Source organism: Dyadobacter frigoris, from assembly GCF_005280585.1.
Taxonomy (GTDB): domain Bacteria; phylum Bacteroidota; class Bacteroidia; order Cytophagales; family Spirosomataceae; genus Dyadobacter; species Dyadobacter frigoris.
Genome location: NZ_SZVO01000003.1, coordinates 445,778 through 458,305 on the forward strand (window position 1 = coordinate 445,778; position 12,528 = coordinate 458,305).

The following is a 12,528-nucleotide window of genomic DNA, read 5'->3' on the forward strand; positions in this document are numbered from 1 at the left end:
GCATATGGACAGTCTTATCTGTAAAATTGTCGATATGCAATTTTTTTAAAACTATTATGCAAAAAACACTCCTGGCAATACTGCTTTTTTTTTCCACAGCAGCCATTGCCCAGTACCAAACACATTTTGAAAAAAGCGGCGAAAAAGAAACACCGACTTATGAAGAAGGTATCGCTTATTACAAACTTTTAGCCAAAAACTTCCCCCAAATTCAAATCACAGAAAAAGGCCTGACCGACAGTGGAAAACCTTTAAGTCTGGTACTTTATTCCAAAACTAAAACCTTCGATATTGAAAAACTGAAGGCGCAGGGAAAAGCAATTTACTTGATCAATAACGCCATTCACCCTGGCGAACCCGACGGTGTGGATGCTTCCATGCTTTTACTCCGTGACATTGCGCTTCATCCCGAAAAATTCCCGGAGTTGGATAGCGTAGTACTGGCGATTATTCCATTTTACAACATCGGCGGCGCGCTGAACCGCAATAGCACCACACGTACAAATCAGGATGGACCGGTAGAATACGGCTTTCGGGGAAATGCACGAAACTATGATTTGAACCGTGATTTCATCAAAAATGATACGCGTAATGCAAAAAGTTTTGCCGCCATATTTCACGAATTAGACCCGGACCTTTTCGCTGATACACACGTAAGTAATGGCGCAGATTATCAGTACGTGATGACGTTGGATTATGCCCAGCAGGATAAATTAGGCGGTTCTTTGGGAAAATTTCAAAGAGAAACTTTCCTTCCCTTTATGTACAAATACCTGGAAGAAGCAGGTTACGAAGCGACGCCTTATGTAAATTCCTGGGGGCAAACGCCGGATAAAGGTTTTGTCCAATTCCCTGACTGGCCGAGATATTCAACCGGTTATGCTGCGCTTTTTCATACGCTTGGGGTGATGACTGAAACACATATGCTTAAATCGTATGATAAACGTGTGAAGGCAACTTATGCCTATCTGCATGGAAATCTGAAAGTTTTGGCTCAGTATAGAAAGGCTGTTTTACAGATTCGGAAAGAGACAAAAGAGGCCGTAAAAACGCAGGAAAAATTCGCAATTACCTGGCAAAACAATAAAGAGAAATCTACGGAAATCGACTTCAAAGGATTTACTCCGGAATATTATCCAAGTAAGGTAAGCGGTAAAGATCGGCTGCATTATGATCGTACGAAACCTTTAAATGTGAAGGCACCATTTTACGATACTTATGAACCGCTGGACGTTGTTCAAAAACCATTGGCCTACATTATTCCGCAAGGCTGGTTTAACGTGATCGATCTTTTAAAACTCAATCAGGTACAAATGACGCAGATTGAAAAAGATGAAGAACGCGATGTTGAAGTTTATTATATCCAAAGCTACGACGCGCCAAAACAGCCTTTTGAAGGACATTACTGGCATACGAATACGGAACTTCGCACAGAAAAGAAAAAAGTAAAATTCAGTAAAGGTGACTGGTATATTCCTGTAAATCAATGGACAAACCGCTATATTATTGAAACCTTGGAACCGAAAGCGGTTGATTCGTTTTTCAAATGGAATTTCTTTGATACGATTCTTCAGGCAAAAGAAGGTTATTCCAGTTACGTTTTTGAAGATCTGGCTGCTGAGCTTTTGAGCAAATCGCCAGAATTGCAAAAACTATTGGATGACAAAAGAAAATCTGACGAGGCCTTTGCCAAAAGCGGAGATGCACAGTTACGATTTATTTATGAAAATTCTCCTTACAGAGAAAAGGAATATTTAAGATATCCTGTTTTTAGGGTTATGGGGAAATAACCAGAATCAATTTTATTCCAATAACTAAAAACGGCTTGTGATTTCTACCTCCACGGAAGAAATTACAAGCCGTTTTTTTATTTACTTATGATTAAGATAATTACTTCACTTTTGCAAAATCAGCAGCCATAGCATTGATTGATGCATCTGAAAGATGTTCTGATGCAACTACTAACCGGTAACGGAAAGTTGTAGATTCTCCTTTTTTCAATTTGAAATTCAAAACTTCTTTTCCATCACTGAAAGCTTCCTGACCTAATGGGTTCACTGCAAATAAGCCGTAACCTCTTGCATGAAAATAAGCAGGATAACCAACATTTTTTGGATGATCAATGATGGCGATACTGATGTCCTCATCTTTGATTTTTCCTGTCAGGTTACACCAGACTGCTCTTTTAGCCCAAACATCTTCACCTGTAACGCCATTACTGTTACGGTAATTTCCGGTAATTCCTTCATTATTCAGCGTAGGAACTTTGGTCGCAATCCCGCTTGCATCTGTAAATATTTCAGGTTTTGTCGAAGGCAATTCCAGTTCTCTTGCCACACGAATAGCAAACATTCCGTCTTTAACATCCGGCATAGCAGCGTCGATAACGGCAGTCAAAGTCGTTAAACGATCGACGGTTCTGGTAGTACCTTTTCCCGAAAATATGTAAGTCGTTTTTTCCTGCAAAGTCAGCTTGCCGTCTCTGTCAACCCAGTCGGCAGTAACGGTTAATTCTCCTTTATCTTTTCCACTTTTTATGGAAGCAATTCCGGTATGTTTTATGGTTCCGTAAGCATGTTTTACGTGATCAACCGCATTACTGTTGTTCCAGTAATCGTTGTCATTTACATTCTCATAGTTCAGCCAGATCCCGACGTGGTGCGGGTGATCGATACGTTCTCCCGGACGTGGATCTAGTGGCCAGCCACGGGTTACCAAAGTACCTTTTGCTGTCATGACCGGATAAAGAACTGCCTTTTTCAAAACATCTTCACCCGGATAGAAATAAGAAGTAAATGGTTTCCCATCAATATTTACCTCCACCTTTTTTTCTTTTTTATTATCGACCAGGTCAACCTTCTGGGCCTGAACCAAGCCGCTCACTGCCAAAGAAAAAGCAGCAATCGCAATACTGGTATATCTAAACTTCACTTGTATATCTTTTAAGTGTTAAACGCACAGTAAGGGGGAGTTTTACGCAGAGTTACACTGAGGTATTTTATTTTAAACAAAAAACTCTGTGTAACTCTGCGCATAACCGCGCGGCGGCCGCTCCCCTTACCTCTGCGTTTAAATAAAAATTAACTTAGCACGATGTCGCTTTTCTTTGGATCCCAGGTCACTTTTTTACCCGTGTGCAAAGCTTGTGTTGACATAATATTTGCTACCGAATGGTTGAATCCTGCACGTGCCGGCGCGTTTGGCTGCTTGCGGCTGCGTACACATTCCATCCAGTTACGCATGTGAAGTGACGTCATCGGGTCAGATCCAGTATTGGCATCTGTCGAAATTTTTTCACCCGTTTTTAAAGACTGATCAGGAAGCAAATTCGCTTTCATACCCATTGCGGCAGCATCTTTTTCTTTTAATCCACCTTCGGAAGTGATTTTGTTGGTATCCAGATTGATCATACCACCATTTGAGTAATAATATTCTTTCACATCCCCAGCGGCCTGGTGCATACGTGCAGAATAAATTACCTGAAATCCTTTATCCGGATTATCAAAAGGGCCATAGTCAAATGTTGCCGAGAAAGTATCCGCATTTACACGACCGTCTTTCCAGACATACACGCCTCCATTTGCTACAACGCTGCGTGGCGCTTCCAATCCTGAGAACCAGTGAACTGTATCAATCTGGTGCGACATCCATTGTCCCGGCAGACCTGATGAATATGGATAAAACAAACGGAATTCAAGATAATGACGTGGATTCCATTCTGTTTTCGGACGATTCAATAAGAAACGATCCCAGTCAGTATCTTCTTTTCTGATTTGAGAAACCAGTTCGGCACGTCTCCATCTTCCGGGCTGATTAACATTCCAGGTCATTTCAACCATCGAAATATCTCCAAATTTACCCGATTTGATAAAGTCATTGGCAGCATGATAGTTAGGAGCACTGCGGCGCTGCGAACCTACCTGAACAATTTGCTTGGAAGCTTCTACTGTTTTCAGTGCAAGTTTTCCGTCAGCCAAAGATTCAGCAAAAGGTTTTTCAACATATACATCACGACCAGATTTTACTGCTTCAACACAATGAAGCGCATGTTGAAAATCGGCAGTACTGATGATAACTGCATCAACATCTTTACGAGCCAGCAATTCCTCGTTGTTACGTGCTTTAACAAATTCGCTGGCCGACCAGCCTTTTCCTTTTATAAATTTTTCAGCTTCGTCACGGCGACGGTTCCAGATGTCGGAAACGCCCATGAACTCAAAATTCATTTCTTTGGAATGTTCAGCAAAACTTGGAGCAAGCGAGCTGCGGAAACGATCAGAGAATCCGATAATTCCTACACGCACACGGTCATTAGCTCCTAAAATACGGCGATAGCTTGATGCGTTTACTGAGTTGATACTTACAGCAGCTCCTGCGGTTATCAAAGCTGTTTTTTTGATAAAATCTCTTCTGGTAGTCATAATTATGAATGAAATTTTGAAAGACTAAATTTTATTTACTTAATACCTTAACTTTCAGGCTACGGAAAGAAACATTATCCCCATGATCCTGTAACAACAGATATCCTTTTTCAGAAAGACCAAAACCTTCAAAGCCTTTGAACTTCGACTGTGCTACCAAGTCCTTAAAAGATTGAGATCCACGAACATACTCAACAACTTTATGATTATTTAAAAAATGCTGAACGGTGCCATCCGGGTTTACTACAATTCGTCCCAAATTCCATTCCCCAATTTTTTTGATTGCATTCGCAGGTTTTTCGGATGTGATGATATCGTAAAGTGAGCCGATGGTTCTGTTTCCGTTTTTGCCCATTTTTGCATCCGGATGTCTTTCGTCATCAAGAACCTGAAATTCCAGTCCAACACCGGATTTTCCGTTGGAATTAAACTTTTTATCAACAAAATATTTCACCCCGCTATTAGCACCTTCTGTTAATTTAAATTGAAACTGAAATTCAAACGCTGGTCCGTAAAGTTCTTTCGTGATGATATCATTTCCTGTTTCAGAACCGTCTGATTTTGAAATAGTAATAGACCCGTCATTGTAGTTCCAGCGTTTTGAAGGGAATTCCGGACCGGCATAAGAGGTCCATTGATCAACCGACTTTCCATCATAAAGCAAATTCCATCCTTGCGCTTTTTCAGCTTCCACAAGTGTATTTGGAATAAGGTTGACAATACGGATATTCGTTTTTCGACTTGGTTTAAGGTTGGTCGTTTTGATGCGAACATTTTTCCAGCTCACCTGCGTGCCTTCCAGACTTTTATCTTTGTTACCAATTGCGTGAACCTGCAAGCAAATAAATCCGCTAGGAGTCATATCATCCACAACATCAGCCACCGGAATTCCATTGACAAAAGTGCGGATCGAATTTCCGATTGCTTCTATACGATATTTATTCCAGGCATCTTTTTTGAAGGCTTTTTTCCCTTCAGGATTGATATCCAATGAATATAACCAGCCACGACGTGCTTCATCATAAAGTCCGCCTGACCACGCACGGTCGCTCGGATCAATTTCAACCTGATAGCCATGTACCCGTCCGTTTTGATAATCAGGTGTGGAAAGACTTCTGATTTGAATTCCGGAATTCAGTTTATTATCAACTTTTACATCACATTCGAAGATAAAATCACCATAGTTTTTTTCTGTTGTCAAAAAAGAATTTGGCGTATCCATAACCGAGGTTCCTACAATGGCGCCATCTTTTACTTCATATTTAGCTTTTCCATTTAATTGTTTCCAACCGGTCAGGTCCTTTCCATTAAACAGATCCTGCCAGCCATCTTTCGATTTTTGTGCGTTAGCTACTGAAAATGATAAGATTAATACTAAAAACGCAATGTGTACTTTGTAAATTTTCATATTCCATTATCGCCAAAATGGCTGTTTGTAAATTATAACTATGATTGGTTATATAAGAAGGAAAAGCTTTAAACTATATAACGATAGATTAGCACTTTTACCCTGACAAATTGTTGAAAGGTTTAGAATGAATTCTTGGGTAACAGTATTTATTAATCAAAGTAGTCGCGGTGAGGTATTCATTATTAAACCGATAATATTCCTGTCTTTAAAGGATAGACCAGCACTTATCAGTTAGTATCGAATTTGAAATACACTCTTGAAGAATTCCGCAGACAAAAAATCATGTCAGATTTTGGTAAAAAAAACCGTGAAAAATGAAACCACAAAATACAAATAGCATCAAAATCAATAAGGGACTGGAAAGATTTAAAGGAAAGGAATTATTTCCTGAGAAAGTCGGACTCGCGAAAAAAATGCTGGCAAATGTAAAGTTGCCGGAACTGCCAAAGAAAAAATAATTTAAAAAAAAGCGGTTATTCAGGGAATAACCGCTTTTTTAAAACCCTTACCCCAAAGGATACTTCAAAGTCTCCACAATGTATTTCTTATTAATTTCGGCACAAACCAAAGGAGATTTCTCAGGATCAGGTACGCCGTCAAGTTCAATCACAGCCCAACCTTTAAACTTGATTTTATCAAGGGATTCAAATACAGCCGGAATATTTACGCGCCCCTGCCCCAGTTCCACAAATTTGTATCCGCTTTTACTTTCTACCGGTTTGGTATCTTTCAAATGCAGAGAATGAATGATGTTTTTGTATTTGATCACCGCATCCTGGGGCTCTCCACCACCCTGTTTGTAATGTGCTATGTCCAGAAGTAATTTGATATAGCGCGGATCCATGGCCTGCACAATCACATCCACTTCTTCCGGTGTTTCGCCGAGCTGGTTCATATGATTATGATAAACGGCCTGAACACCCATATCTGCCGTTTGCTTTCCGACTTCATTCATTACCTGAGCCAGTTTTTTCAATTCTTCTATTGAAGGAGCACGATCTTTCGGGCGCAAACTGTTGGTTAACTGTAAAGCGTTACCACCCAATGCCTTTACAAAACTCGCATGTGCGACATGCGTGTCAATTGTACTTTGCAGTTTGGCCGGATCAATTTCCACATTCCCGCTTGAAAACATACACAAAGTCAGATTGTGCCTGGCAAGTGAATCCTTTAATTCAGAAACTCTTGTCCGGTACGGAGCAAAAGTATTAGCCCTCAACTGGATTCCTCTAAATCCAAGCCCGGATAGATCGGTTATGGCCTGTTCATCTTTCCCGCCCCAGGTTATAGCGGAATATCCGATTTTCACATCCCCCTTTTTTACAAGTATTTCTGCCCAGGCGGATGAAGTTAACAGCGCTGCACTCGCCATCACCATGTTTCTTAGAAATAATCTTCGGTCAATGGATTCAATATTTTTCATTATAATATTTTTGGTTTTGGTTTATGACTTGTCCTGTAATATCAAGACGACTATAACGAGGAAAAGCCCCCATAAGCGGGAGCTTTTCCTTACTAGTTTGAAAATAGAATATCCAAATACTGATACTCTAAAATTCCATTTATTATTTACAATTAAGCACTTTGATCAATACCCTGGATTTTGTGGAAACACCGAAGCACCATCCGTTCCTTTATCACTTCTGTCAATTTGTGTCTGAGGGATCGGACGAAGATTATTGGTTTCTTTGATATTAACCGCTGCCTCGGGGTTGAATTTTTTTACACGGTCCACAAGATTTCCCCAACGTTTCAAATCCAGCCAACGTGTTTGTTCACCAAGTAATTCACGTCCGCGTTCTTCCATAAGGAAATCCATAGTTGCATCAGCAGCAGTAATTTCCATGGCAGATTCTTTTCCTGAGAACGCGGCACGGCGACGAACCATGTTTATTGAAGTCACAGCATCAGCAGTTTTCCCAAGTTTTATTTGTGCCTCAGCCAGCATTAAATAAGTATCGGCCAAACGGAAAGCCAGATAATCACGGCTACCAGCTTCATATGTTTTGTCAGGACGAAGCGGATCCATAAATTTCACAAGCGTCGGGAAAAGGGAAAGGCTGTACAGACTTGGTACTAAAACCTGGTAAGGCTTCGCAGCCCGCTGCGCCAAAGTCCATTCCACACCTGGTACAAATATTGTTGTATCACCCGCTTTGAACGTTACTGATTTTTTGGAATTGTCAAATACATTAGTGAAAGTTCCACCCGTTGTATTACACAACCATGTATCTCTAAACGTTTTCTTGTAGCGTGAGTCATTTACACGATCTTTGAAAACAGTTTCCAAAGCATAAGTTGTCGGTTTCAAGCGTTTGAAGGGACGATCGTACTGAATATCCCTTTGCATACCTGCCTGTACATCATACTGCATACCAAAAAGCAAGTGAAGATTATTACCGTTACCATTTGTAGTTGGATCGGAAATATTGGTAAGCGGATCAGAAGTATACTGTACCGCAAAAATAACTTCATCGTTAATTTCACCGGCTCCCTGAACAAAAACGCTTGCAAAATCCGGCAACAATTTAAAACCGTAATTAGAAATTACATTCTGTGCATAAGTTGCTGCTTTGGCATAATCATCCGCTGCTTTCACAGTAGAAGTGGCCTTGGCAAGGTAAACTTTTGCAAGCAAATGTTCAGCGGCAGCTTTTGTAGCACGACCGTAATCCGAAGATTTAGCTTTGTTTTCCAAACCTGGCAACGATTCCTCAAGATCCTTGATAATGGCTGCGTACATTTCAGCCTCCGATGCACGTTTTGTTGTCTTTGTCGGCAAAATTGTCTCAGTCAGACGCAAATCTACACCACCAAATTGCTGAAAGAGAATAAAGTAATAATGCGCTCTTAAGAACTTCATTTCTGCTACTCTTTGGGTTTTTATTGCGTCAGAAACACCTGGTACTGCGGCTGCACGTTCAATCACAGCATTACAAGTGTTAATTCCCTTATAAAGCTCTTCCCAAACCTCCTGAATGATACTTACTGTACCAATTAGCTGAGAATCATAAAAGTGAAAGCCTTTAAAACTTCCATCAGCACCGGCAGAGTATAAATCTGTACCATACTCCGTCATGGAAAGGCCTCTTTCCGTACCATAGAAATTTCGTAGCGACGAATACGCAGAATTAACTGCTGAATTAAAACCTGCCGTAGTGGCAAGATAATCATCACTAATGCTTGAAATTACTTTTTCTTCAAGTAAATCCTTACAAGACTGTCCAACCAGAAGCAAAGCCACAATGCCAAGTGCTCTGAATGATTTGGTCAAATATTTATGTTTCATTTTTTTAATTTTAAAATTGTTAATAACTGGCTATTTTTCAATCTTAATCTCAGCCGGCGTATTTTATATTTATCCGGCTGATAGCCTAATTAGAATTTAATATTCAAACCGAACGTCATAACCCGTGTTGCAGGTGTAACATCACTGTTAACATTTCCATCAGAAGATTCAGGATCTATACCATTGTATTTCGAACGGTATTTCGAGAAAATAAATGGCTGCTGAATGCTTGAAAACAGGCGAAGAGATTCAAGTCCAAGTTTCTGAACCAATTTATTAGAGAATGTATAACCAAAATTGATATTACGAACTTTCACGAATGAGCCATCAAAATAAATAAATGACGTGTTGTAAACCGGGAATTCCTGATTAAAGTTTGGTCTTGGAAATTCATTGGTAGGGTTGTTCGGTGTCCAGTAATCAACCTTGATCTGGTTGTAACGGCCTTGCAATGTAAGGTTGTTCTGGTGGAACTTACTAAGAATTTTCTGACCTACACGAGCAAAGATGAAGAATGACAGGTCAAATCCTTTGTAGCTGAATCTGTTTGTAATACCGCCCTGGAAGGATGGAATATCAGATCCAAGAATTACACGGTCATCAGCCGTGATTTTTCCATCCTTGTTGGTATCCTGAAGTTTAACCTGCCCAACAGTGAAGCCTTGCGCTTTGGCTGCATCTTCTTCACCCAACTGCCATATTCCTATTTTTTTGTAATCGTAGAACGAATTTAGCGGCTTTCCGATGAACCATTTGTTACCCGTATCATCTACTTTACCATTGTAAAGAGAAAGAATTGCTTCTTTATTTTTGTAGAACACAAAATCGGTACTCCATTTGAATCCACCTTTCGAGTTGATATTAACCGTTGAAACACCTATTTCTATACCACGGTTACGTGTTTCACCAACATTACGCGTAACGGCATTAAATCCGATAGATGTTGGAAGCTGATCAGAAAGAAGCAAATCCGTTGTGTTAGTCTGATATAATTCGATAGATCCTGAAACGCGGTTTCCAAAGAAGCTATAATCGATACCAATGTTTTTGGTTGCAGATGATTCCCATTTCAAATCAGGATTCCCGATAGAATTCGGTCGGTAGCCATAAGCAGCTGTGCTTCCCCATGCATAAGCTGTACGCTTCACCAATCCCTGAGTCTGATAAGGAGATACCCCCTGGTTACCTGTTTTACCATAACTGGCACGTACTTTCAATTGATCGATCCATTTGATATTTTTAAGGAATTCCTCATTGTACATATTCCACGCAACAGCGACCCCAGGGAAATTACCATATTTTGTATTTTCACCAAAACGGCTTGATCCGTCACGACGGGCAGTAACCGTTACCAGATATTTGTCATTATAATCGTAATTCAAACGAACCATGTAAGAGTTAAGCGTCCACTGAATTAAGTTACTACCTACGCCCAGTACAGTACTTGCATTCCCTGCATTGTAGAATTGCTGCCCTTCAACCGGCACACCCTGTACGGAAATATTATTGTATTCAAAATTGTCGCGCTGAATAGACTGCAAAGCGGTTACGTTGAAATTATGAACCGTTCCAAATGTTTTGGCATACGTAAGGATGTTTTCAATCGTGTAATTAAAACCATACTGGTTGTTGTTAGAAGCCGTTGGATTACCACCTTTTATATCATTGGTTTGCGCTCCGATAAAACGTCCTGCGCGCTGAATACTAAAATCAGGGCCAAAGTTTGCACGGTATTTCAAACCCGGAAGTATCTGAACCTCAGCATAGATACTGTTAAGGAAACGATATTTTTTAGTCTGATCAATTTGTGCCCCTTTAACAAGTTCTGCCATCGGGTTAGTCAAAAGCGCATCAGTTGTCTGGGAAAAAATAAGTTTCCCATTATCGTCATAAGCACGTGCCAATGGATTTTGTGCCAGAGTAGAACCATATGGATTTCTATTGGCTCCATTACGTACGCTGTACATGGTATAAGAAGAAATACCTACTTTAACACGTTTATTGATATTATGATCAAGATTTACGCGAACTGACGTACGCGTGTAATCAAGACCAGGAATAATTCCTTTGTCTTTGAAAAAACCTCCTGAAATATAAAACTGGGTTTTCTCATTACCACCCTGAACACCCAAAGAATGATTTTGCTGAAAACCAGTTCCAACCATCATCTTCTGATAATCCGTTGTTCGGTTATTAGCAATACCATCAAGTTCAATTGCTTCGAATAATTTAGAATCCGCATAAGTATTGGTTGTTCCTGTTGGCACCGCTACTCCGTTTTCATCTTTATAAGTACCTGTTGTTCTGCGGGATTCACGTTTTAGTTCTGCGTATTCTGCCCCGTTTAACAAATGCACTTTGTCTAATGCATTGGTTGTACCTACGTAAGTGTCGTAACTTACAGTAGTTTTTCCTTTTGGCGCACCTCTTTTTGTAGTTACAAGTACTACACCATTGGCTCCCCGGGCACCATAAATCGCTGTCGCCGTTGCGTCTTTCAGGATTTCCATGGATGCAACATCATTCGGATTCAAATCTTCATAACCGCCCGTTACAAAATCAAATGGACGCGTTGCAAGCAATTCATTCCGATCACCTGAAAGTGGAATTCCATCAACAACATATAAAGGGTTATTTCCAGCATTAAAGGAACGACGACCTCGGATAAGAATCTTTGGTACAGTTCCCGGCTTACTTCCCGATTGTGCTACGTCGACCCCGGCAACACGGCCTTGCAAAGCCTGTCCAAGGTTAGTGATAGGCATTTCGTTGATCATTTTGGAACTTACAGAAGAAATTGCGCCAGTCAGCTGACTTTTCTTTTGTGTACCATAACCAACCACCACAACTTCACTCAAATTTTTCATATCACTTGCAAGCACAATGTTGATCGTACTTTTAGTGCCAACAGGTACTTCCTGTGATACAAAGCCAACGGATGAAAATACCAATACGGCTGAATTGTCCGGTACATCAATTTTAAATTTACCATCAGCATCTGTATTTGTCCCCACTCTGCTTCCTTTTAACACTACAGATACTCCCGGAACCGGTGTATTATCTTCTACGGATAATACCTGTCCTGATATCGTTTTGTCAATTGCTGTTTCTTTTGGAGAAGTTCCTGAATTCAATGAAGAGCCATGGGCTGAAAGGCTCAGGCTCATTACACTCACCACGGCACAACCGAATAAGTATTGCCTAATGCACGTAAAGTTTTTTTTCATACTGTATTGTGACTTTAGAATTAAAAATGTTTTAAAACTCAATGTTGCTGACGAAGAAACTACCTCTTACCCCTATAAATGATTTAATTTTTTCATAATATATTTATAAGATCATTACATAGGTTACAGTTTTTTAGAATTATGTCAGGTTTAGTTATTAATTAAGGACGATTAACAAAG

The 12,528-nt window shown here is 40.2% G+C and carries 8 protein-coding genes; 2 read left to right on the forward strand and 6 right to left on the reverse strand.

All coding sequences use genetic code 11. The annotated features are described in order from the left end of the window. Positions 1 to 56 precede the first annotated feature (56 nt). A complete protein-coding gene (locus FDK13_RS08980) occupies positions 57 to 1,790 on the forward strand; it encodes a M14 family metallopeptidase (protein ID WP_137339635.1) in 1,734 nt (577 codons plus the stop codon). A gap of 100 nt (positions 1,791 to 1,890) precedes the next feature. Here FDK13_RS08980 and FDK13_RS08985 read toward each other — a convergent pair whose 3' ends face one another. The 3 genes from FDK13_RS08985 to FDK13_RS08995 form a co-directional block, all read right to left on the reverse strand. Further along, complete coding sequence (locus FDK13_RS08985; protein ID WP_374756090.1) at positions 1,891 to 2,931, reverse strand: DUF6807 domain-containing protein; 1,041 nt, start codon at positions 2,929 to 2,931, stop codon at positions 1,891 to 1,893. Between the two features lie 149 nt (positions 2,932 to 3,080). After that, positions 3,081 to 4,421 carry a Gfo/Idh/MocA family protein gene (locus FDK13_RS08990; RefSeq protein ID WP_137339636.1) on the reverse strand — a complete coding sequence of 447 codons (1,341 nt, stop codon included), beginning with the start codon at positions 4,419 to 4,421 and terminating at the stop codon, positions 3,081 to 3,083. 31 nt (positions 4,422 to 4,452) lie between these two features. Further along, positions 4,453 to 5,829 (reverse strand): 3-keto-disaccharide hydrolase, encoded by a 1,377-nt coding sequence (locus tag FDK13_RS08995; RefSeq protein WP_137339637.1) that lies wholly within the window; start codon positions 5,827 to 5,829, stop codon positions 4,453 to 4,455. A 317-nt stretch (positions 5,830 to 6,146) separates the two neighbouring features. Here FDK13_RS08995 and FDK13_RS35340 point away from each other — a divergent pair, with 317 nt between their 5' ends. Further along, positions 6,147 to 6,290 carry a hypothetical protein gene (locus FDK13_RS35340; protein ID WP_170982753.1) on the forward strand — a complete coding sequence of 48 codons (144 nt, stop codon included), beginning with the start codon at positions 6,147 to 6,149 and terminating at the stop codon, positions 6,288 to 6,290. Between the two features lie 47 nt (positions 6,291 to 6,337). Here FDK13_RS35340 and FDK13_RS09000 read toward each other — a convergent pair whose 3' ends face one another. From FDK13_RS09000 to FDK13_RS09010, 3 genes are all read right to left on the reverse strand, one after another. Continuing rightward, positions 6,338 to 7,255: a sugar phosphate isomerase/epimerase family protein gene (locus FDK13_RS09000; protein WP_137339638.1), complete on the reverse strand. Its 918-nt coding sequence runs from the start codon at positions 7,253 to 7,255 to the stop codon at positions 6,338 to 6,340. A 165-nt stretch (positions 7,256 to 7,420) separates the two neighbouring features. Next, the gene (locus FDK13_RS09005) at positions 7,421 to 9,121 is read right to left on the reverse strand and encodes a RagB/SusD family nutrient uptake outer membrane protein (RefSeq protein ID WP_137339639.1); all 1,701 of its coding nucleotides are present in this window, start codon (positions 9,119 to 9,121) and stop codon (positions 7,421 to 7,423) included. An 89-nt stretch (positions 9,122 to 9,210) separates the two neighbouring features. Then, the gene (locus FDK13_RS09010) at positions 9,211 to 12,348 is read right to left on the reverse strand and encodes a SusC/RagA family TonB-linked outer membrane protein (RefSeq protein WP_229215972.1); all 3,138 of its coding nucleotides are present in this window, start codon (positions 12,346 to 12,348) and stop codon (positions 9,211 to 9,213) included. Between the last annotated feature and the right edge of the window lie 180 nt (positions 12,349 to 12,528).

Bases quoted from the DNA above. Each gene is read 5' to 3' on its own strand.
- FDK13_RS08995 (WP_137339637.1), bottom strand. From the start codon at position 5,829: ATGAAAATTTACAAAGTACACATTGCGTTTTTAGTATTAATCTTATCA.
- FDK13_RS09010 (WP_229215972.1), bottom strand. From the start codon at position 12,348: ATGAAAAAAAACTTTACGTGCATTAGGCAATACTTATTCGGTTGTGCC.
- FDK13_RS35340 (WP_170982753.1), top strand. From the start codon at position 6,147: ATGAAACCACAAAATACAAATAGCATCAAAATCAATAAGGGACTGGAA.
- FDK13_RS09005 (WP_137339639.1), bottom strand. From the start codon at position 9,121: ATGAAACATAAATATTTGACCAAATCATTCAGAGCACTTGGCATTGTG.
- FDK13_RS08980 (WP_137339635.1), top strand. From the start codon at position 57: ATGCAAAAAACACTCCTGGCAATACTGCTTTTTTTTTCCACAGCAGCC.
- FDK13_RS08990 (WP_137339636.1), bottom strand. From the start codon at position 4,421: ATGACTACCAGAAGAGATTTTATCAAAAAAACAGCTTTGATAACCGCA.
- FDK13_RS09000 (WP_137339638.1), bottom strand. From the start codon at position 7,255: ATGAAAAATATTGAATCCATTGACCGAAGATTATTTCTAAGAAACATG.